Here is a 25,316-nt window from a genome sequence, read left to right as displayed (position 1 = left end):
GTGGATGGGCCGGGTCATTCGAAGCCCTGGTCGACGAGCGAGAACAACTCGTCGTCGGTGGCCGACTGCACGTCCGAGACGTCGTCGGCGGCGGGGGCGCTCTCGTCCGGCGCGGTACAGTCGGCCAACAACCGACGCAGCCGCTCGGCCAGTCGGTCGCGGGCCTCCGCCTCGCCGAGCACCGCGTGCAACTCGCCCTCGAATCGGTCCAGATCGGCCAGCAGCGCACCGATCGGGGATGCCGCCTCGACCAGCCGGCCGCTCAGGTGGCGGGCCAGTATTCGCGGCGTGGGGAAGTCGAAGACGAGGGTGGAGCGCAGGCCGACCCCGGTGCCCCGGATCAGCCGGTTGCGCAGTTCCACCGCGGTGAGCGAGTCGAACCCGACCTCCTTGAACGCCCGTTCGGGTCCGATCTCGCCGATGCCGGCATGCCCGAGCACCGCCGCGGCCTGGGCCCGTACCAGGCCGACCAGTTCGCGCTCGCGCTCCTCCTCGGACAACACCGCCAGGCGCCGGGCCAGGGCCTCGCCGTCCGCCTCGATCGAGGTCTCGGCGGGGTTGGTCGCGCCACGACCGTTCCGGGAGGGCAACAGTGGTGACGTCGACGCGGGCCCGGTGAGATCCGTCGACGCCGAAACCAACACGGCGTCCTCCCGGCGTATCGCCTCGTCGAACAGGTCGGGCAGCCCGGGCAGCGGATCCGTCCCGCACGCAAGCGACACCCCGGGCAGCCCACTCGCCCGCCGATGTGCGGCCAGCGCATCGTGGAAGGCATCCACCCCGGTCGTGGCCGCATGCGCCGACGAACCGAGCAGGCTCGCCGCCGACGAGAACAGCACGAAGAACGCCGGGTCCACGTCGGCGGTCAGCTCGTGCAGGGCCCAGGCTGCATCCGACTCGCCCGACGCGTCCACCACGCCCGCCGGCCGGTGTTCGGTCACAAGCGCGGCAAGCACGCCCGGATCGTGCCCGTCCCAGGCCGCCGAGACGACCTCGGCACCGGCCTCACCCAGCCGGGCGGCCAGTTCGGTCGGCCCCGCACCCGAAGGATCCACGGACAACAACACGAACCGACCCACCCCGTACGCCCCGGCCAGATGCTCGGCCGCCCCCGCGCCGACCGCCCGGTCCGCACCGGCGATCAACACCGTGCCGGTCCCCACCGCCGACCGTGCTCCGCCGGAGGCCGGAATCCGCTCCAGTCTCGGTACCGACACCCGACCACCGCGCACCGCGAACTGCGGCTCACCACCGGCCGAGGCAACCGCCGCCAAAGCCGCCGCCGAAGCCGGCTCGTCGTCCAGGTCGACCAGCACGATCCGCCCCGGATGCCCGGCCTGCGCCGCCCGGACCACTCCCCAGACCGACGCCGACGCCGGGTCCCCGAGCCCCGCGTCCCCGTCCACGAGCACCGCCGAACGAGTCACCACGACCACCCGGGCCGCCGCGAACCGTTCGTCGCCGAGAAACGCCTCCAGCCGCCCGATCAGTTCCGCCGTCACCTCCCGCATACGCCGCTCGGAGAACGGCACATCCGCATCCGGATCACCAACCGGGAGCAGTACCAGATCGGGCAACGGCGGGTCACACGAAGCAAGTTCGGCAAAGCGCGGATACCGGTCCACCAACCCGCCCAGACCGGGCAGATCCCACCCGCCGACCACCGCCACACGAGGCGTCGCCACCGGTACGGGAACCGCCGATGCCCGCCACGCGAGCCGGTACAGCACGTCCCGCCCGCCGCCGGCCCGCCGTAGCTGGTCGGCCGAGATCGCCCGCACCGTCAACGCCTCGATCGCGGCGACCGCCCGTCCGGTCTCGTCCGTGATCCGCAACGACACCGCACCCTCGCCCGACGGCACGCACGACACCCGCAGCCGGGTCACGCCGGCCGCGAAGAGCCGCACCCCGTGCCAGGAGAAGGCCACCCGGATGTCGTCCTCGTCGACCTGCCCCGGATCCACCCGCAGGGTCTGCACGCCCGCGTCGAGCAGCGCCGGATGTACCCCGAAGCGATGCGCGTCGCGCTCCTCCTCGGCCGGCAGCGCCACATCGGCGAACAGCTCGTCCCCGCGCCGCCAGGCGGCCCGCATCCCGCGAAACGCCGGCCCGTAGTCGACCCCGGACTCCACCAGCCGCGCATAGAAGTCCGCCACCTCGATCGGCTTCGCGCCGACCGGCGGCCACGCCTCCGCAGCCGCGTCGGGAGCGGCACCCGTATCGGCGTCGGCAACGAGGGCACCGACGGCGTGCCGGGTCCACGGCTCCTCGCCGGGAGCGTCCTCCGGCCGGGAGTACACCGCGACCGCCCGGGCCCCGGCGGCGTCCGGCCCGTCGACGGTCACCTGTACATGCACGCCGCCGTGTTCCGGCAGCACCAGCGGGGTGTGCAGGGTCAGTTCGTCCACCACCGGGCACTCCGCCTCGGCCCCGGCCCACAGCGCCAGGTCCACGAACACCGTGCCGGGCACGATCGTCGAGCCGAGCACCACATGATCCGCGAGCCACGGGTGGGTCGCCGTCGACAACCGTCCGGTGAACAACAACCCCGCGCCCTGCGCCGGCCGTACCCCCGCACCCAGCAGGGGATGTGCGACCGCGGCCAGTCCCAACCCGCCCGGATCCCCCGACCGCGCCCCGTCGTCCAACCAATAGCGCCGCCGTTGGAAGGCGTAGGTCGGCAACTCCACCCGAGCACCGACGATCAACCCGGCCCAATCCACCGCCAGACCACGCACGAACGCCGCCGAGAGCGCGGCGACCAGCCGATCGGGCCCACCTTCACCCCGCCGCAACGTCTCCAGAACCGCGCCATCCACGCCGGCCGCCTCCAGGGTGTCCCCCAGCGGCACCACCAGCCCCGGATGCGGACTGCACTCGACAAACACGGTGCGCCCATCCGCCACTGCCGCACCGACCGCCCGCTCCAACTCGACGGTGCGCCGCAGGTTTTCGAACCAGTACGCCCCGCCCAACTCGGCGGGATCGGCGATCGGCGCACCGGTCAGGGTCGAGTACATCGGCACGCGGCCCACCTGCGGCGTCACATCCGCCAACAGCCGCTCCACCTCGTCCCGCACGGCCTCCATCCGCGCCGAATGCGACGCGTAATCCACCGGAATCCACCGAGCCCGGACACCATCCCGCTCACAGCCGTCGACAACCACGGCCAGCGCTTCGACATCACCCGAAAGCACCACACTCGTCGGCCCGTTCACCGCCGCCAACGACAACCGGTCATCCCCGGCGACCAGCTCGCGAGCACGCTCCGCCGACACCCCGACGGACACCATCCCGCCCCCGGAGGACGCGACCCCCAGCAGGGCCCGACTCCGCAACACGACCACCCGTACCGCATCCGCCAGCGACAGATAACCCGCCACATGCGCGGCAGCGATCTCCCCCTGCGAGTGCCCGATGACCGCACCCGGCTTGACCCCACACGACTCCCACCACCGCGCAAGCCCCACCATCACCGCAAACAGCACCGGCTGAACAACATCCACCCGCTCCAACTCACCGGCAGACCCACCCCGCAACACATCCAACAACGACCAATCCGCCACCAACGGATCCATCACCGCAGCACACTCGGCAACCACACCCGCAAACACCGGCGAACACTCCAACAACCCGGCCGCCATCCCCACCCACTGCGACCCCTGCCCCGGAAACACGAACACCGGATCCGAGCCGCTCACCAGCGAGCCGGGGTCTCCCACCCCGACCCGCGCCAACTCGTCCAGGCCGGCGACAAGTTCGCCGGATTCCCGCCCGCGCACCACCGCGCGCACGTCCAACACCGCTCGCCCGACCACCAACGACCGCGCAACATCCGTCGGTTCGGCGTCCGGATGTTCGCTCACCCACTCCCGCAACCGCGCCGCCTGTGCCCGCAACCCGGCCTCGGTGCGCGCCGACACCACCCAGGGCAGCACGCCGCCGACGCCCGGGACCTCCGGCACGGCGGGCGCAGGCTCGGCGGCGTCGGCCGGCGCCTCCTCCAGGACCACGTGCACGTTCGTCCCGCTGATTCCGAAGGACGACACACCGGCCCGGCGCACCCGTTCCCCCGCCGGCCACGCCACCTCGTCCGCCAACACCTCGACCCGCCCGGCCGACCAATCCACATGCGGCGTCGGCTCGTCCACATGCAACGTCCGAGGCAACACCCCATGCCGCAGCGCCAACACCATCTTGATCACCCCGGCCACACCCGCAGCCGCCTGCGTGTGCCCGATATTCGACTTCACCGACCCCAACCACAGCGGCCGATCCCCCGGCCGATCCTGCCCATAGGTCGCCAACAACGCCTGCGCCTCGATCGGATCACCCAACGTCGTCCCGGTTCCGTGCGCCTCCACGGCGTCCACATCGGCGGGCGACAACCCGGCGCTGCCCAACGCCTGCCGGATCACCCGCTGCTGCGACGGCCCGTTCGGCGCGGTCAAACCATTCGACGCGCCGTCCTGGTTCACCGCCGACCCACGCACCACCGCCAGTACCGGATGCCCATTGCGCCGCGCATCCGACAACCGCTCCACCAGCACCAACCCGATGCCCTCGGCGGCGCCCATCCCGTCCGCCGCCGCCGCGAACGCCTTGCAGCGGCCGTCCGGCGACAGGCCCCGCTGTCGGGAGAACTCCACGAAGAACTCGGTGGTGGCCATCGCCGTCACACCACCGGCCAGGGCCAGTTCGCATTCGCCCGACCGCACCGCATTCACCGCCAGGTGCAGCGCGACCAGGGACGACGAGCACGCGGTGTCGATACTGACCGCCGGGCCCTCCAGGCCCAGGACGTACGAGACCCGCCCGGACGCGATGCTGGCCGAACTGCCGTAGCCCAGATAGCCCTCGACCTCGTCCGGCACCTGGTTCACCCGGGCGCCGTAGTCGTTGTCGATCACCCCGGCGAAAACCCCGGTCCGGCTGCCGCGCAGCGAGGTCGGATCGATGCCCGCCCGCTCGAACGTCTCCCACGCCGTCTCCAGGAGCAACCGCTGCTGCGGATCCATCGCCAACGCCTCACGCGGCGAGATCCCGAAGAACTCCGCGTCGAACTCGCCGATCCCATACAGGAATCCGCCCGATTCCACGTAGCTCTTCCCGGCCCGCTCGGGATCGGGGTCGAACAGCCCGGCCAGGTCCCATCCCCGGTCCGTCGGGAACGGTCCGATCGCGTCCCCACCCGAGGCCAGCAGATTCCACAGGTCCTCCGGCGAGGCCACCCCGCCCGGGAACCGGCAGCCCATGCCGACGATCACGATCGCATCGTCGGCGTTGCCGTGCCGCCCACCGACCGGCGGCACCGGCACCGGCACCGCCTGTACCGAACGACCGACCAACTCGGCGACCAGGAACGCCGCCAGCCCCGCCGGCGTCGGGTAGTCGAAGACCAGCGTGGACGGCAACCGCAGCCCGGTCGCGGTGTTCAACCGGTTGCGCAGTTCCACCCCGGTCAGCGAGTCGAACCCCAGCTCCTTGAACGCTCGCCCGGCCGACACCGCCCCGGCCGACTCGTGTCCCAGCGTGTTCGCGGCCTCGGTCCGCACCACGTCCAGGACCGCCTGCTCCCGCTCGGCCGGAGACATCCCCGCCAGCCGCCGGGTCAGCGCCGACCCGCCCGCGCCCACTGCCGCCCGTCGCGTACCGGTCCCGAGCAACTCGCGGAACAGCGCGGGTCGAGCACCGGCATCCGCCCGCATCGCCGGGAGGTCCAGGTGTGCCGGCACCAGGGCCGCCTCGGGCCGGCCCAGCGCGATATCGAACAACCGCAGTGCCTCGGCCGCCGGCATCGCCACCGCGCCGGTCCGGGCCCAGCGGGCCAGGTCGGCCTCGCTCAGCCGCCCGCCCATCCCCTGCGCGCCCGCCCACAGGCCCCAGGCCAGCGAGATCCCGGGCAGGCCGCGGTCGCGGCGCTGCCGGGCCAGGCCGTCCAGGAAGGCGTTGGCCGCCGCGTAGTTGCCCTGTCCCGGGCCACCGAAGGTGGTGGCCCCGGAGGAGAACAGGACGAATGCGGCCGGATTCACGTCCCGGGTCAACTCGTCCAGATGGAACGCGGCGTCCGCCTTGGGGCGCAGCGCGTGTTCCATGTGCGCATCGGTCAGGTTCGCGATGGTGGCGTCGTCCACCACTCCGGCGGTGTGGATCACGCCGGTCAGCGCGTGCTCGGCCGGGATACGCGCCAACTCGGCGGCCAGCGCGGCACGATCGGCCAGATCGCAGGCGGCGAGGGTGACCTCCGCCCCCTGCGCGGTCAGGTCCTCGACCAGTTCGGCCGCGCTGGGTGCGGCCGCGCCCCGGCGGGACAGCAGCAGAAGTCGGCGCACGCCGTGCGCGGTCACCAGGTGCCGGGCCACCAGGGCGCCCAGGCCGCCGGTGGCACCGGTGACCAACACCGTGCCGTCGGGCGCGAAGGCGACCGGCTCGCCGCCCCCGGCAGTCACCCTGGCCAGCCGAGGAACCCGGAATCGGCCCATCCGGACGGCGAGTTGCGGCTCGGCGGAGGCAAGAATCGCCGGCCAGGCGTCAATCGACGCCGCGTCCTCGTCGAGGTCGACCAGCGTGCATCGGTCGGGGTGTTCGGACTGGGCCGAGCGCAACAACCCCCACACCGCCGCGCCAGCCAGGTCCGCCACCCGCTCGTCGGGGTCGGCGTCCACGTCGGCGGCGACGGCCCCGGAGGTCACCACGACCAGGCGCGTCGCCGCGAAGCGGGAGTCGGCCAGCCAGTCCTGCATCCACGCCAGCACGTCCGCAAGCACCCGCCGAGTGCGCTCGACCGACCCCTCCGAATCGTCGGCCTCGCCCACGCCCACCACCACGACATCGGGCGGTCCCGCCGCCACATCCCCGGCCGCCTCGACCACACTGCGGTACACCGGCACATCCGGATACGCCGCCACCAGCCGGGCAAGCGGCCCGGAGTCCGCCGCGCCCACCACCGCCCAGCGAACCGCCGCGCCCGACTCGTCGCCCGACACCGGCCGCCACTCCACCCGGAACATCGAGTCGCGCGGCGGCGCCCCAGCCGGACGCAGCCGCTCGGCCGCGACCGGCCGCACGGTCAGGGCCCGGACCGACCCGACCGGCTCACCGTCCATGTCGCTCAGCCACAACGACACCGCGTCCGAGCCCACCGGTGCCAGCCGCACCCGCAACCGCCCCGCTCCGGCGGCAACCAGCCGAACCCCTCGCCAGGAGAAGGCAATCCGCGCCTCACCCGGCGCAAGCTCCGCCGTCGGCTCCATCCCCAGCGCATGCACGGCCGCATCCAACAGCGCGGGATGCACCTCGTAGCGTTCGGCCTCCTGCCGTGCGTCGTCGGCGAGTTCGATCTCGGCGAACGACTCGGCGCCGCGCCGCCACAGGGCTCGCAGCCCCTGGAAGGCGGGACCGTACTCGAATCCGGCCGTGGCCAGTCGCTCGTAGGCTCCGTCCAGATCGACCGGCGTACTGCCCGCGGGCGGCCAGATCGCCGCCTCCGTGGCCACGTCCGCCGGGTCGAGGTCGGTTGCGGTCAGGGTCCCGGAGGCGTGCCGGGTCCATGGCTCGTCGCCGGCCGCGTCCTCCGGTCGGGAATGGATCTCCACCGATCCGACCCCGGCTGCGTCGGGTGCGCCGACCCGGACCTGAATCCGTACACCGCCCGCGTCGGGCAGGATCAGCGGCGCGTGCAGGGTCAGTTCCTCGACCGTCGCCCGGCCGACCGTCGCCCCCGCACGCAGCGCCAGGTCGACGAACGCCGTGCCGGGCGCGATCACCGTGCCGAGCACCACATGCTCCGCGAGCCACCCGTGCGAGGCCGCGGACAGCCGCCCGGTGAAGACCGTCCCGGCTCCGTCGGCCAGATCGACCCCGGCGCCCAGCACCGGATGTTCGACCGTGAACTGCCCCCACCCGACCCCGCCGGCCCGCTCGCCGGGCTCGACCCAGTACCGCCGCCGCTGGAAGGCATAGGTCGGCAGCTCGACCCGCCGCCCCGGCACCATCCCGGACCCGGCCCAGTCCACGGCCAGACCGCTCCGGAACGCCGCCGAAAGCGCGCCGACCAGCCGATCGGGACCGCCCTCGCCCCGCCGCAGCGTCTCCAGAACGACGCCATCCACCCCGGCCGCCTCCAGGGTGTCCCCCAGTGGCACCACCAGCCCCGGATGCGGACTGCACTCGACGAAGACCGAATGCCCGTCGACAACCGCCGCTCCGACGGCCCGCTCCAACTCGACCGTACGCCGCAGATTGTCGAACCAGTACGAACCACCGAGCACACTCGGGTCGGTAACGTGCCCCCCACTCACCGTGGAGTACATCGGCACGCGGCCCGCCTGCGGCGTCACATCCGCCAACAGCCGCTCCACCTCGTCCCGCACGGCCTCCATCCGCGCCGAATGCGACGCGTAATCCACCGGAATCCACCGAGCCCGGACCCCGTCCCGCTCACAGCCGTCGACAACCACGGCCAGCGCTTCGACATCACCCGAAAGCACCACACTCGTCGGCCCGTTCACGGCCGCCAGCGACAACCGGTCGTCCTCGGCGACCAGCTCCCGGGCCCGATCGGCGGACACACCCACCGACACCATCCCGCCACCGGAAGACGCAACCCCGAGCAACGCCCGACTCCGCAGCACAACCACCCGTACCGCATCCGCCAGCGACAAATATCCCGCCACATGCGCAGCCGCGATCTCCCCCTGCGAGTGCCCGATCACCGCACCCGGCTCGACCCCACACGACTCCCACCACCGCGCAAGCCCCACCATCACCGCAAACAACGCCGGCTGAACCACATCCACCCGCTCCGCCAACGCCTCACCACCGGCAGACCCACCCCGCAACACATCCAACAACGACCAATCCGCCACCAACGGATCCATCACCGCAGCACACTCGGCAACCACACCCGCAAACACCGGCGAACACTCCAACAACCCGGCCGCCATCCCCACCCACTGCGACCCCTGCCCCGGAAACACGAACACCGGACCGGCGGCGGAGACCGAGCCGACGATCGACGCCTCGTCACCCGGCCCGCTGTCGGCCAACTTCGCGACCGCCAGGCGCAATTCCGCGAGGTCCCGCCCATGCACCACCGCCCGGTGATCGAGCGCCGCCCGCCCGGTCGCCAACGACCGCCCCACATCGAGCGGATCGGCGTCGGGATGTACGGCCAGCCAGTCCCGCAACCGCGCGGCCTGTGCCCGCAAAGCGGGTTCGGACCGGGCCGACAACACCCAGGGCACCCGACCGCCCCACACCGGAGTCCCGGCCACCGGAGGAGTCGCCGAAGGCACCGAACCCGCCGGGCTCTCCTCCGCCTGCTCCAGGATCACATGCGCGTTCGTCCCGCTGATCCCGAACGACGACACCCCCGCCCGACGCACCCGCCCGGCCTCCGGCCACGCCCGCGCGCTCGTGAGCAGTTCGACCCCACCCGCCGACCAGTCCACATGCGGCGTCGGCTCGTCCACGTGCAGCGTGCGCGGCAACATCCCATGCCGCAGCGCCCAGACCATCTTGATCACCCCGGCCACACCCGCCGCCGCCTGGGTGTGCCCGATGTTGGACTTCACCGACCCCAACCACAGCGGCCGATCCGGCGCCCGATCCCGCCCGTAGGTCGCGAGCAACGCCTGCGCCTCGATCGGATCGCCGAGCGTCGTGCCGGTCCCGTGCGCCTCCACCGCATCCACATCGGCCGCGGACAGCCCGGCGTCGGCCAGGGCCGCCCGGATCACCCGCTGCTGCGACGGCCCGTTCGGCGCGGTCAACCCATTCGACGCGCCGTCCTGGTTCACCGCCGACCCGCGCACCACCGCCAGTACCGGATGCCCGTTGCGCCGCGCATCCGACAGCCGCTCGACCAGGAGCAGGCCCACGCCCTCGGCCGCGCCCATCCCGTCCGCCGTGGCCGCGAACGCCTTGCAGCGGCCGTCCACGGACAGTCCGCGCTGCCGGGAGAACTCCAGGAAGAAGTCCGGCGTGGACATCGCGGTCACCCCGCCGGCGAGCGCCAGGTCGCATTCCCCCGCCCGCAGCGCGTTGGCCGCCAGGTGCAGCGCCACCAGCGACGACGAGCACGCCGTGTCCACGGTCACCGCCGGCCCCTCCAGGCCGAACGTGTAGGCCACCCGGCCCGAGGCCACGCTGGCCGCGTTCCCGGTCAGCAGGTGGCCCTCCAGCCCGGCCTGCGAACGGGCGCCCCCGGTCGCGTAGTCGTGGCCGGCCATCCCGGCGAAGACGCCGGTCCGGCTGCCCCGGAGCGAGGTGGGATCGATGCCCGCCTGCTCGAAGGTCTCCCACGCGGTTTCCAGCAGCAGCCGCTGCTGCGGGTCCATCGCCAACGCCTCGCGCGGCGACACACCGAAGAACTCGGCGTCGAACTCGGCCGCCCCGGAGAGGAATCCGCCGGTACGGACGTAGCTCTTGCCGACCCGCTCCGGATCGGGATCGAACAGCGCGTCGACGTCCCAGCCACGGTCGGTCGGGAACGGCCCGATCGCATCGCCGCCCGCGACCACCAGGTCCCACAGACCCGCCGCCGAGTCCACCCCGCCCGGGAATCGGCAGCCCATCCCGACGATCACCACCGGATCGGCCGCGACCACCGCACCCCCGGCAACCGGCCCGGTCGGCGCCGTGTCCATCTCGCCGACCGACTCGGCGACCAGGAAGCCGGCCAGGCCGAGCGGGGTCGGGAAGTCGAAGACCAGCGTGGACGGCAGCCGCAATCCGGTGGCGCCGCTCAGCCGGTTGCGCAGTTCCACACCCGTCAGTGAGTCGAACCCGAGGTCGCGGAAGGTGACTTCGGGCCGCACCCCGTCGATCGACTCGTGCCCCAGGACCACCGCCGCCTCGGCCCGGACCAGCCGCAATGCCACGTCCACCCGCTCGGCGGGCGCGGCCGAGGCGAGCCGTCGGGCCCACGGCGCCTCCGAAGGTGTGCCGTTCCGGCGGGTCGGGGTGGTGCCGACCAGGCCGCGCAGCAGCGGATGTACCGGCTGGGTCGCCGCCTGTGCGCGCAGTGCGGCAAGGTCCAGGCGGGCCGGGATCAGCGCCGCCTCGTCGGCCTGCCAGGCGGCGTCGAACAGGGCGAGCCCCTGGGCGGTCGAGATCGGCACCAGGCCGCCGCGCGCCAGGCGCTTCAGGTCGCCGACGCCCAACTGCGCGGTCATTGCGCTGCGTTCCGCCCACAGGCCCCAGGCCAGAGCAGTCGCGGGCAGCCCCCGCTCGCGGCGCCGACCGGCGAGACCGTCCAGGAACGCGTTCCCCGCCGCATAGCCGCCCTGGCCGGCCACGCCGAGTACGCCGGCCACCGACGAGAACAGCACGAACGCGGCCAGGTCCGCGTCCCGGGTGAGTTCGTCCAGTACGAGGGCGGCGTCCACCTTGGGCCGCAACACGTGGTCGACCCGCTCCGGGGTCAGCGCCTCGATCGGCGCGTCGTCGAGTGTTCCGGCGGCATGCACCACGGCGGTCAACGGGTGTTCGGCCGGGATCGCGGCCAACACCTCGGCCATCGCCGCCCGGTCCGCCGCATCGCAGGCCACGATCGTGGTGTCGGCACCCGACTCGGCCAATTCCGCGACCAATTCGGCGGCGCCGGGAGCGGCGGGCCCGGCCCGGCCGGTCAGCACCAGCCTGCGCACACCCCACCGCGTGACCAGGTGTCGGGCCAGACTGCGACCCAGCGTGCCCGTGCCGCCGGTGATCAGGACCGTGCCGTCGGCCGCGAGCGGCTGCGGCACGGTCAGCACCACCTTGCCCACATGCCGGGCCTGGCCCAGGAAACGCAGCGCCTCGCGGGCCCGGCGGATGTCCCAGGTCCGAATCGGCAGGGGTTGCAGCACACCGCGCTCGAAGAGGTCGACCAGTTCGGCGAACATCTCGGCGATCCGATCCGGACCGGCCTCGATCAGGTCGAAGGCCCGATAGCGCACCCCGGCCGGCAGCCCCTCGGTCCGGACGTCCGTCTTGCCCATCTCCACGAACCGGCCACCCTCGGCCAGGAGTCGCAACGACGCGTCGGTGAACTCGCCCGCCAGCGAGTTCAACACCACGTCGATCCCGCGCCCGTCCGTGGCCCGTGCGAAGCGCTGTTCGAAGGACAGGTCCCGAGACGAGGCGATCCGTTCGTCCGGAACACCCAGCCCGCGCACGGTGGCCCACTTCGCCGCACTCGCGGTCGCGTACACCTCGGCGCCCCGATGCCGGGCCAGCTGGGTGGCGGCCATGCCGACCCCACCCGTGGCCGCATGCACCAGCACCGATTCACCCGACCGCAGCCCGGCCAGATCGTGCAGCCCGTAGAGCGCGGTGAGGAAGACCACCGGCACCGACGCCGCCTGAGCAAACGACCAACCCGCCGGCACCCGGGCCAACAACCGCCGATCGGCCACCGCAAGCGGCCCGAACGCCCCCTCGAACAAGCCCATCACCCGGTCGCCGACGGCCGGTTCCGACACGCCCGGGCCGACCTCCACGACCACCCCGGCCGCCTCGGCGCCGACCACCGCCCGCCCCGGGTACATGCCGAGCGTGATCAGCACATCGCGGAAGTTCACCCCGGCCGCCCGCACCGCCACCCGCACCTGCCCGGCCGCCAACGGCGCCGAGGCGGCCGGATGCGCCGTCACCACCAGATCGTCCGGCGTCCCGGCCGTCCCGGACTCGATCCGCCACGCCTGATCCGCACCCGGCGCCGGCGGCACCAGCGCCGTGTCGTGCACCGCCCGCACCAGGCGCGGCGCCAGCACCACACCTTCGCGAATCGCCACCTGCGGCAGCCCGCACGCCACCGCCGCACGCAGCGCCGCACCCGAATCGACGTCGTCCCCATCGACCAGGACGAAGCGCCCCGGATGCTCGCTCTGCGCGACCCGCACGAGACCCCAGATCGCCGCATGCGCGGGAGAACCGACCCGGTCCTGCGCATCCGTGGCAACCGCGCCACGGGTACGAACCACCAGCCGCGCCCCGGCAAACCGCTCGTCCGCCACCCATGCCCGAACCGCGGCCAGCACCGCATGCACGGCGCCGGCCACCTCCTCGGGGGCTTCGCCGACCACGGGCGGGCAATCGAACAGCCCCACCTCGGAGACCTGTTCGGGGCCCGCAAGGGTCACCACCCGAAACCCGCCCGCCACAAACTCCGCCGACGCGTCGGACTCCTCATCCGAACCAAGAAGTTCACCCTCGACGTGCTCCGCCACCGGCGCGTCCGCGATCTCCCAGACCATCCGGTAAAGCCACTCGCGGCTCGCTTCCTCGGCCGCCACCAACTGCTCGGCAGCCACCGGCCGCAGCGTCAGCGACGCGACCGACGCCACCGGAACACCACGCTCGTCGGCCACGTCGACCGCCAGCGTCTCCCGCCCGGTACGCCGCAACACCACCCGAAGCACCGACGCCCCCGGCCCATGCAGTGCGACCCCGGTCCAGGCGAACGGCAACAACGTCGCCCCCGACTCCGCCACCGCCTCGGCCGCGGCCACATGCAGCGCGGCGTCCAGCACCGCCGGATGCAGGTCGTAGCCGTGCGCGTCCCGACCGGCCGCCTCCGGCAGCGCGACCTCGGCGAAGAAGTCGTCACCCCGCCGCCATGCGGCCCGCAACCCCCGGAAAATCGGCCCGTATTCGTACCCGTGCTCCGCAAGTCGCTCGTAAACGGCCTCCGGGTCGACCACCTCGGCGTCCGCCGGCGGCCAGACCGCCCACGCCGCGGCCCCGGCCGACGCGGATCCGGGCACACTCGCGGCACCCAGCGTGCCGGTCGCATGCCGAGTCCACGACTGCTCGTCGGGGGCATCCTCGGGCCGCGAATGGAACTCCACCACCCGACGCCCCGCCGAATCCGCCGCGCCCACCGCCACCCGAAGCCGGATGCCGACCCCGTCCGGCAGCACCAGGGGCGCATGCAGCGTGAGTTCGTCGACGACCGGGCAACCGGCCTCGACACCGACCCACGACGCCAGCTCGACGAAGGCCGTCCCCGGTACCACCACCGAGCCGAACACCGCGTGGTCCGCAAGCCAGCCGTGCGTCGCGGCGGACAACCGCCCGGTGTAGAGGAGTTCCCCGTCCCGCACCGAACCGACCACAGCCCCCAGCAGCGGATGATCGGCCGCGACCAGCCCCAACCCGGCCGGATCGCCCGCACGTTCCCCACCCGTCAACCAGTAGCGCCGCCGCTGGAACGCATACGTCGGCAGCTCGACATGGCGCCCCGGCAACATTCCGGCCCAGTCCACCGCGACACCCGCCACGAACGCCGCCGAGAGCGCGGCGACCAGCCGATCGGGCCCACCCTCACCCCGCCGCAACGTCTCCAGAACGACGCCGTCCACCCCGGCCGCCTCCAGGGTGTCCCCCATCGGCACCACCAGCCCCGGATGCGGACTGCACTCCACAAACGCACCATGCCCATCCGCGACCGCCGCACCCACGGCCCGCTCAAGCTCGACCGTGCGCCGCAGATTCTCGAACCAGTACGCCCCGCCCAACTCGGCGGGATCGACGACCACCTCCCCGCTCACGGTCGAGTACATCGGCACGCGGCCCACCTGCGGCGTCACATCCGCCAACAGCCGCTCCACCTCGTCCCGCACGGCCTCCATCCGCGCCGAATGCGACGCGTAATCCACCGGAATCCACCGAGCCCGGACCCCGTCCCGCTCGCACGCCTCGACAACCACCGCAAGTGCTTCGACATCACCCGAAAGCACCACACTCGTCGGCCCGTTCACCGCCGCCAACGACAGCCGGTCATCTCCGGCGACCAGCTCGCGAGCACGCTCCGCCGACACCCCGACGGACACCATCCCGCCCCCGGAGGACGCGACCCCCAGCAGGGCCCGACTCCGCAACACGACCACCCGTACCGCATCCGCCAGCGACAGATAACCCGCCACATGCGCGGCAGCGATCTCCCCCTGCGAGTGCCCGATGACCGCACCCGGCTTGACCCCACACGACTCCCACCACCGCGCAAGCCCCACCATCACCGCAAACAGCACCGGCTGAACAACATCCACCCGCTCCAACTCACCGGCAGACCCACCCCGCAACACATCCAACAACGACCAATCCGCCACCAACGGATCCATCACGGCGGCGCACTCCGTCACCGCCTCCGCAAATACCGGCGAGCACTCCAACAACCCGGCCGCCATCCCCACCCACTGCGACCCCTGCCCGGGAAACACGAACACCGGACCGGGACCCGAAAACATCGGCCGACCGTCGGCAATACCGCCACCCGCGGCCAACGTGTCCAACCCAGCCCCGAGTTCACCCGGATCGCGGCCACCGACCACCGCCCGCCGATCGAAAACCGACCGCTCCCGAACCAACGACCACCCCACGTCGACCGGATCCGCCTCCGGATGCCGCGCCGACCACTCCCGCAACCGCGCCGCCTGCGCCCGCAGACCGTCGGCGGTCCTGGCCGACAACACCCACGGCACCAGGCCCGCCACACCCACCGGCTCGTCCCGGGACACCACCGGCTCGGCCGCCGGCGCCTGTTCGACGATCACGTGCGCGTTCGTCCCGCTGATCCCGAACGACGACACGGCGGCCCGGCGCACCCGGTCGACCTCGGGCCACGGTCGACGCTCGGCCAGCAGCTCGACGTGTCCCGTCGACCAGTCCACGTGCGGCGACGGCGCGTCGACGTGCAGTGTCTCGGGCAGTACGCCGTGCCGCATCGCCATGATCATCTTGATCAGGCCGGCCGCCCCCGCCGCGGCCTGCGTGTGCCCGATGTTCGATTTGATCGAGCCCAGCCACAGCGGCCGATCCGCCGGCCGGTCCTGCCCGTACGTGGCCAACAACGCCTGCGCCTCGATCGGGTCGCCCAGCGTCGTCCCGGTGCCGTGCGCCTCCACCGCGTCCACGTCCGTCGCCGACAACCCCGCACCGGCCAACGCCGCCCGGATCACCCGCTCCTGGGACGGTCCGTTCGGCGCGGTCAGCCCGTTCGAGGCGCCGTCCTGGTTGACCGCCGAGCCACGCAGCAGCGCCAGCACGGAATGCCCGTTGCGCCGCGCGTCGGACAGTCGTTCCACCACCAGCAGCCCGACACCCTCGCCCCAACCCGTCCCGTCCGCGCCCGCCGCGAACGACCGGCACCGGCCGTCCGCCGACAGGCCGCGCTGTCGGGAGAACTCGACGAAGACGTTCGGGGTGGACATCACCGTCACCCCACCGGCGAGCGCCAGATCGCACTCCCCCGACCGCAGCGCGTTGGCCGCCAGGTGCAGCGCCACCAGCGACGACGAGCAGGCGGTGTCCACGCTGACCGCCGGCCCCTCCAGGCCCAGCGCGTAGGACACTCTGCCGGTCACGACGCTGCCCACGTTGCCGGCCAACAGCATGCCCTCGAACCCGTCGGGGGCGCGGTGCAGCCGCGAGGCGTAGTCGTTGTACATCACCCCGGCGAACACACCCGTGTTGCTCCCGCGCAGCGTCCTGGGGTCCAGGCCCGCGTGCTCGAACGCCTCCCACGCGGTCTCCAGGAGCAGCCGCTGCTGCGGGTCCATCGCCGCCGCCTCGCGCGGCGAGATGCCGAAGAACTCGGCGTCGAACTCCCCTGACTCGTAGAGGAATCCGCCCCGACGGGTGTAGACCTTGCCGACCTTGTCCGGGTCGGGGTCGTACAGCTTCGCCAGGTCCCAGCCACGATCCTCGGGGAAGTCGCCGACCGCGTCCGTGCCGGCCGCGACCAGTCGCCACAGGTCCTCGGGACCGGCCACACCGCCCGGATAGCGACAGCCGATGCCGACGACGGCGATCGGCTCGTCGACCGTCACGGTCGGTGCGACGGCGGGCGTGGTCGGCTCGCTCGGCACCGCACCGACCAGCTCGCGCATCATCCGAGCGACCAGGGCCGTACCGCTGGGGTGGTCGAAGACCACCGTCGCGGGCAGTCGCAGGCCGGTGAACGCATTGATCCGGTTGCGCAGTTCGAGTGCGGTCAGCGAGTCGACTCCCAGTTCGCGGAAGGCGCGGTCGAGGTCGAGTCGTTCGGGTGCGTCGTGTCCGAGGACGGCGGCGAGTTGCCCGCGCACCAGGTCGGTGATCGCCCGTTCCCGCCGCTCGCCCGGGAGTTCCCGGATCCGCCGGGGCCACGACGACGCGTCCGTGCCGTCGCCGGAGGCGGCGGCACGCGGCGGCGGGACACGCACGAGGCTGCGCAGTACGGCGGGCAGCACACCGCTCGCGGCCAGGGCCCGCAGCGCGCCGCGGTCCAGGCGGGCGGGGATCGTGTACGGGCGGTCCCGGTGCAACGCGGCGTCGAACAGGGCGAGTCCGGTCTCGGTGGGCAGCGCCGCGATCCCGCCCCGGGACATCCGGGCCCGGTCGGTGTGGTCGAGGTGTCGGGTCATCCCGCTGCCCTCGGCCCACAGTCCCCAGGCCAGGGCGTTGGCGGGCAGCCCGGCTGCGCGGCGGTGTTCGGCGAGGGCGTCCAGGAAGGTGTTGGCCGCCGTGTACGCGCCCTGGCCGGCGTTGCCCGTGATCGCGGTGATGGACGAAAACAGCACGAACGCCGCCGGGTTCGCCGCTCGGGTCAGCTCGTGCAGATGCCAGGCCGCGTCCACCTTGGGGCGCAGCACCGCGTCGAGCCGATCCGGGGTCAACGACAACAGCGTCGCGTCGTCGAGCACACCGGCGGCGTGTACGACGATCGTGGGCGGGTGCTCGGCGGGGATGTCCTCGATCACGCGGCGCAGCGCGGCCCGGTCGGCGACGTCGCACGCGGCCACGGTCACCCGGGCGCCGAGCGCGCCGAGTTCGGCGATCAACTCCTCGGCGCCGGCGGCCTCCCGACCCGCACGTCCGAGCAGGAGCAGGTGCCGGATACCGTGTTCGGCGACCAGTCGGCGGGCGATCAGCGCACCCAGGGTGCCGGTGCCACCGGTGATCAGCGCGGTCCCGTTCGGATCGGGTCGGCGTCGAGCCACCTGCGTGTCCGCCGAATCCACCGCCACCATGCGGGGTAGATGAACCACCCCGTCACGCAGGGCGAGTTGAGGTTCACCCGCAACGGCCGCGCCAGGCAGCGCGGAACGGGATCGCACCGCATCGTCCAGGTCGATCAGCACGAAACGATCGGGGTGTTCGGACTGCGCGGTCCGCAACAGCCCCCATACGGGGGCTGCGGGCAGCCCGGACAGCGCGTCACCGGTCCGAGCAGCAACCGCACCACGGGTGACCACGACCAGCCGCGCCGCACTCGACCGCTCGCCCGCAAGCCAACCCCCGACCAGGTCCAACGCCCAGCGCGCGCTGTCGTGCGCGGCGCCCGGGACGTCGTCGTCCACCCCCACCGGTGCGGCGGCGAACACCACGTCGGGCGTGGGTTCCCCCGTCGCGAGCAGTCGTGCGTCGAGATCCGCGAGGCTCGGATACACCTCGCCGTCGCCCAGGCCGAGGTCGTCCCCGATGAACGCATACCCGAGACCCGTCGGCTCCGCCGGGATCGATCCGGCGATCCAGCGCAGGTCGAACATCGCCTCGCCCGGCCCGGGTTCCGCCGCGATCAGCCCGTCCGCAGGCAGTTCGCGCAGGGTGAGCGCACCGATGGACAGGACCGGCGCACCGACGCCGTCGGCAACCGTGAGCGCCGCGGCCCCGCCATCCGCCCGGCGCAGCCGTACCCGCAACATGTCGGCTCCGGTGGCGTACAGCCGCACGTCCGCCAGCGAGAACGGAATACGCGGCGGCGCACCCGCCGGTCCGTCCCGCGTCGACGACAACGAAGTCAACGAAAGCGACGAAAGCAACGGATGCAGTGCCGCGTCCAAGAGCGCCGGGTGAATCCCGAACTCGGGCCCCACCACCCCCGAGTCCGATTCCCGCAGTTCATCCGGCAGCCGCACCTCGGCGAACAGTTCGCCGCCGGCCCCGCGCCAAGCCGCACGCAGTCCCCGAAAGGCCGGCCCGTAGCCGTAACCGAGCCCCGCCAACACCGGGTAGGCATCGGCGAGATCGAGCACATCGGCACCGGGCGGCGGCCACTGGGTGAGCCCGCCACTGCCGCCGTCGTCCACCTCCCGCACCGAATCAACGAGCAGCCCGCCCGCATGCCGAACCCACGACTCCCGCTCCGCATCGGCACCGCCCCCACCCGCACGCCGGGAGTGGATGGTGACCGCCCGTCGCCGCGCCTCGTCCGCCGGGGCCACGGCAACCCGCAGGTGCACATCGCCGGTCTCGGGCAAGAGCAGCGGGCTCTCCAGGGTCAGTTCCTCGACCTGCGGAGCCCCCACGGACTCCCCGACCCACAGGGCCAGTTCGAGAAACCCGGTCCCCGGCAACACCACGGTGTCCGCGACCGCGTGGTCCGCCAGCCACGGCAACTCCCGCAGCGAGATCCGACCGGTCGCGATCACCGTGCCATCCGGCTCGACGCCGAGCGCGCCAAGCGCGCCGAGCAGCGGATGGGAGATCGGCGTCAGACCGAGGGCAGCCGTACCCTCGGGAGCCGCCTCACGCGGGGTCAGCCAGTAGCGGCGGTGTTGGAACGCGTAGGTGGGCAGGGCAACCGCCCGCACCCCGGTTCCGGCCGGGTCGAACAGCGCTTCCGCGTCGGGCCGGGCGCCGTGCGCGACGGCCTCCGCCACCGCAACGAGAAAGCGGGCCCGGCCGCCGTCGTCGCGGCTCAGCGTGCCGATCGTGGTGCCGCCGCTGCCGCACGCGTCCAACGTTTCCTGGGTACCGAGCGTGAGCACGGGGTGCGGGCCGACCTCGACGAACAGCCGGTGACCGTCCTCGCTCAATGCCCGAACGGCCGTCTCGTATCGCACCGTTCGACGCAGGTTGCGGTACCAGTAGTCGGCGTCGAGGCCGCTCGTGTCGGCCATGCGACCGCCGGTCAGGGTGGAGTAGAAGGCTGTCGACGCGGCTCGCGGGGTCACGTCGGCCAGGTCGGTCAGGAGCCGATCGCGGATCTCCTCCATGTGCGCGGAGTGCGACGCGTAGTCGACGGGGATCCGCCGGGCCCGCAGGTCGTCCGCCGCGCATCGGTCCAGGAACGTGTCCAGTGCCGCGGTGTCGCCGCTGACCACGGTGGCGCTCGGCCCGTTGACGGCGGCCACGCCGAGTCGGCCGGCCCAGGGTTCGAGCAGCGCGGCGACCTGTTCGGCGGGCAGCGACACGGAGGCCATCCCGCCGCTGCCCGCCGCCGCGACCAGTGCCCGGCTGCGCAGGGCGACCACCTTGGCGGCGTCGGCCAGGGACAGTGCGCCCGCGACGTACGCGGCGGCGATCTCGCCCTGCGAGTGGCCGACCACGGCCTGCGGTTCGATCCCGATCGAGCGCCACAGCGCGGCCAGCGAGACCATCACCGCGAACAGCGCCGGCTGCACGACATCGACGCGCGTCAACCCCGGCGTCCCGGGTTCGCGGAGCACGTCGAGCAGCGACCAGTCGACGGCGTACGGGTCGAGCGCGTCGGTGCAGGCCCGCATGGAGGCGGCGAACGGCTCGCTGGTGTCAAGGAGTTCCAGCGCCATCCCGGACCACTGGGTGCCCTGCCCGGGGAAGACGAACACGGTCCCGCCCCGGGCCGCCGCGGTGCCGCCCCGGATCAGCCGGTCGGCGGGTCGATCGGCGGCGAGCGCGGTCAACCCGTGCAGCGCCTCGGCGTGGGTGCGCGCCGGTATCACGGCGGTGTACTCGAACCCGGCCCGGCCGCGCAGCAGCGAATATCCGACATCGGCCAGGGCCGGAGCGTCCGCCGCTCGCAGCAGTCCCGCAAGCTGCTCCGCCTGTCCCCGCAACGCGGCCTCGCTCCGCGCGGAAACCACGAGCGGTACGGGGTCGGCGACACCGGCGGACGCAAGCCCGCCGGCAGGGGCAGGCCCCGGTATCTCCGCGCCCCCGTCCGCCTCCTCCACGATCACGTGCGCGTTCGTCCCGCTGATCCCGAACGACGACACCGCCGCGCGGCGCGGTCGGTCGTACGCGGGCCAGTCCGTGGTCGTCGTCGGCAGCGTGATCGCCCCGTCCGACCACCGCACGTGGGGCGACGGTTCGCGCAGGTGCAGCGTCCCCGGTATCGCGCCGTGTCGCAGGGCCAGCACGGTCTTGATCAGCCCGGCCACACCTGCCGCGGCCTGGGTGTGGCCGATGTTGGACTTCACCGAGCCGAGCAGCAGCGGCCGATCGGCGGCCCGGTCGCGCCCGTACGTGGCCAGCAGCGCCTGCGCCTCGATCGGGTCGCCCAGCGGTGTCCCGGTGCCGTGTGCCTCGACCAGGTCGACGTCTTGCGGATCGAGCCCGGCGGCGGCCAGCGCGTCCCGGATCACCCGCTGCTGGGCGGTCCCGTTGGGCGCGCTGAGCCCGTTGCTGGCCCCGTCCTGGTTGATCGCCGAGCCGCGCAGCACGGCGAGTACGGGATGGCCGTTGCGGCGCGCGTCGGACAGGCGTTCCAGCAGGAGCACGCCGACGCCCTCCGCCCAGGCGGTGCCGTCGGCGTCCGCCGAGAACGGCTTGCAACGACCGTCGGGGGCCAGGCCGCGCTGCCGGGCGAACTCGACGAACATGCCGGGACCGGCCATCACGGTGGCGCCGCCCGCCAGGGCCAGCGCACATTCCCCGCTCGCCAGCGAACGGGCGGCCAGGTGCACCGCGACCAGCGAGGACGAGCAGGCGGTGTCGACGGTGAGCGCCGGGCCCGACAGGCCGAGGGTGTATGCGATCCGCCCGGACGCGACGCTGGGCGTGGTGCCGGTCAGCAGGAACCCGGCGAGGGCGTCGGTGGATTCGTGCATGCGCGGGCCGTATTCCTGCGCGGTGGCGCCGACGAACACCCCCACCCGCTCGCCGCGCAGCGTGCTCGGGTCGAGTCCGGCGCGTTCGATCGCCTCCCAGGAGGTCTCCAGGAGCAGCCGTTGCTGCGGGTCCATGGCCAGCGCCTCGCGCGGGCCGATCCCGAAGAACTCCGCGTCGAAGTCGCCCGCGCGGTCCAGGAATCCGCCGGATCGTGCATAGCTGGTGCCGGGTCGGTCCGGGTCGTCGTGGTGGAGCCGGTCCAGGTCCCAGCCGCGGTCGGTGGGGAAGGCCGTGATCGCGTCCACGCCGTCCGCGACCAGCCGCCACAGGTCCTCGGGGGTGCGCACCGCGCCGGGCAACCGGCAGCCCATTGCCACGATGGCGATCGGTTCGTCGGCGCGGGCCGCCCCGGGTGTCGGCCGGGGGCGGGTAGGCGCGGGCAGGTCGAGCGCCCGTGTGCGCAGGTGGTGGGCGAGCGCGGTGGGTGTGGGGTGGTCGAAGACCGTGGTCGGGGGCAGGTCGAGGCCGGTGTCCCGGGCCAGTCTGGTGATCAGTTCGACGGTGCCGAGCGAGTCCAGGCCCGATTCGCGGTAGGTGCGGTCGGGTTCGACGGTCGTGGTCGCGCCGGGGCCCAGGACCGCGGTCGCGTGTACCCGGATCAGGTCGAGCAGGATCCGATGCTGCTCGACAGCGGACAGGGCGGCCAACCGCTCGGCCAACGTCGTGACCACGGCGAGCGATTCGTCCGGCACGGCGGTGTCGGCGGCTTCCGCCGAGGCACCCGGCCAGTGGCGTACGCGCCGGAAGGCGTACGTGGGCAACGCGACCCGGCGCGCCCCGCGCCCCGCGAACACCCGCTCCCAGTCCGGGTCCACGCCGTTGGCGTACAGGCGGGCCACCGCCGTGGTCAACGCGTCCGTCTCGGGGCGGTTGCGGCGCAGCGTCGGGATCGTGGCCACGGTGTCCCGCTCGTCGTCGAGCAGGCAGGTCCGGGCCGCCGCCGACAGGCTGCCGTCCGGGCCCAGTTCGAGCAGTATCGTCGCGCCTTCCGCGCGCAGCCGGCGCACCCCGTCGTGGAAGCGCACGGTGTGCCGTACATGGCGGACCCAGTAGTCCGGGGAGCAGGCCTGTTCGGCGGTCAGCGGCAGGCCGGTCAGGTTCGACACGACGGGCAGGGTGGGTGCCCGAGCGGTCAACCCGGCGGCCACCTCGGCGAAGGCGTCCGTCATCGCGTCCATGCGCGGTGAGTGGAAGGCGTGTGCGACCCGCAGTCGGGTGGTCTTGTGGCCCTGTGCCCGCCAGCCGGCCGCGACGTCCAGGACCGCGTCCCGATCGCCCGATATCACCGTGGCCAGCGGCCCGTTGACGGCGGCGATCGAGACCCGGTCGCGGACCGGTTCGAGCGAGGCGAGCACGTCGTCCTCGGCGACCCGCAGCGACACCATCGCCCCGCCGTCCGGCAGTTCCTGCATCAGCCGACCCCGGGCCGCGACCAGCGCACACGCGTCGGGCAGGGACCAGACGCCGGCCACATGCGCGGCGCACAGCTCGCCGATCGAGTGGCCGAGCAGCAGGTCCGGGGTCACTCCCCAGTGCTCGAACAGCCGGTACAGCGCGACCTCGACGGCGAACAGCGCGGGTTGGGTGTACTCGGTGCGGTGCACGAGCGCCGCGTCCGGGCTGTCGGGCGACGCGAACAACACCTCGCGCAGCGGGCGCGGCAGGTGTGGGTCCAGGTGGGCGCAGGCGGCGTCGAAGGCCGCCGCGAAGACGGCGTGGCGGGCGTACGACTCTTGCGCCATGGCCGGGCGTTGGCTGCCCTGTCCGGTGAACAGGAAGGCGGTGCGGCCGGGTTGCGCGTCGGCCCGGACCAGGTGTGGATCCGCGCCGGCTCCGCGTAACGCGTCGAGCCCGGCGAGGAGTTCGGCGTGGTCGCGAGCGAGGACGACGGCGCGGGCGGTGAACGCGGTCCGGGTGGTGGCGGCCGAGTAGCCGAGGTCGGCCGGCGCCACGTCGGGATGTTCGCGTACATGGCCGTGCCACCGCCCGGCCTGGGCCCGAAGCCCGTCGGCGTCGACACCGGAGATCGGCACGGCAACCGCGTCCGAAGGCACCGGGCCGGTGGCGGACTCCATGCCCGGATCCGACCCACCCGAGGGCACCGACGCGACCGACGGCCCCACCTCACCCGCGGGCTCCGCCTCCGCGAGCACCACATGGCAGTTGGTCCCACCCATCCCGAACGAACTCACCCCGGCGATCAGGGTTTCGTCCGGGCAGGGCCAGTCACCCTCCGCCGTCTGCACCCGCAGGCCCAGTTCGCCCAACGGGATTCGCGGATGGGGTTCGGCGAAGTTCAGGCTTGCCGGGAGCCGCCGGTGTCGGATCGCCAACACCGTCTTGACCAGGCCGACGATGCCGGCCGCGCCCTCCAGGTGCCCGACGTTGGCCTTGACCGAACCGACGGCCAGCGGCGGCCGGTTCGCCCGCTCGGTGCCGAGCGCCGCACCGAGTGCGGCGGCTTCGATCGGGTCGCCGACGGGGGTGCCCGTGCCGTGCAGTTCGACGTATTGGACGGCGGACGCGGCGACCCCGGCCCGCCGCCGGGCCAGCCGGATCACCTCCGCCTGGGCCCGGGGGTCGGGCGCGGTCAGCGCGTCGCCGCCCCCGTCGTTGTTCATCGCGCTGCCGCGGATCACGCCGTGCACGACGTCGCCGTCGGCCAGCGCCCGGGACAGCGGCTTGAGCACCACCACCGCGCCGCCCTCGCCGCGCACGTAGCCGTCGGCCCGGGCGTCGAAGGTGAAGCAGCGGCCCTGCGGGGAGAGCCCGCCGAACTTGGCCGCGTCGCCGTCGTGGTCGGGAACCAGGTCCAGGTTGACCCCGCCGACCAGGGCCAGTGTCGACTCGCCCCGGCGCAGGCTCTCGCCGGCCAGGTGTACCGCGACCAGGGACGAGGACTGGGCCGCGTCCACCGTCATGCTGGGGCCGCGCAGGCCGAGGGTGTACGAGACCCGGTTGGCGATCATGCTGCGGTGCAGGCCGGTGGCGTGTCGGGGGCCGGGCTCGACGCCGGCGCGGCGCAGCAGGGTGGCGTAGTCGTCCCAGATCGCGCCGGCGAACACCCCGGTGGCGCTGCCCCGGATCCGGGTCGGCGGGATGCCCGCGTGTTCCAGGGCCTCCCAGCACAGTTCGAGCATCAGGCGCTGTTGTGGGTCGATCAGGGCGGCCTCGCCCGGGGTGATGCCGAAGAAGGCGGCGTCGAACCGGTCCACCGCGTCCAGGAATCCGCCTCTTCGCGGTCGGTTCGCGGCTGGGTGGGGGGATCCGCCGGCCGTTCGATTCGTGTCGTCCGCCGCTCTCGCGTCCCGACGATGGCGGGGCACTTCGGTGATCGTGTCGCGTCCGTTGCTCAGCAGGTCCCAGAACTCGTCGGGGCCGTCGGCGCCGGGGAGTCGGCAGGCCAACCCGACGATGGCCACCGCGTCTTCGGGCGCGGGATGTGCGCGATGGGCATCGGCGTTGAATTCCGTCAT

Annotated in this window: 1 protein-coding gene; it reads right to left on the bottom strand. The window is 73.2% G+C overall.

The features are described from left to right. Positions 1-14: 14 nt before the first annotated feature. Complete coding sequence (locus tag ACFXKZ_RS18995; protein WP_380001832.1) at positions 15-25,316, bottom strand: SDR family NAD(P)-dependent oxidoreductase; 25,302 nt, start codon at positions 25,314-25,316, stop codon at positions 15-17.

This window comes from Embleya sp. NPDC059237 (genome assembly GCF_042754105.1).
Taxonomy (GTDB): Bacteria; Actinomycetota; Actinomycetes; order Streptomycetales; family Streptomycetaceae; genus Embleya.
This window is presented reverse-complemented; position numbering and strand designations above follow the sequence as displayed.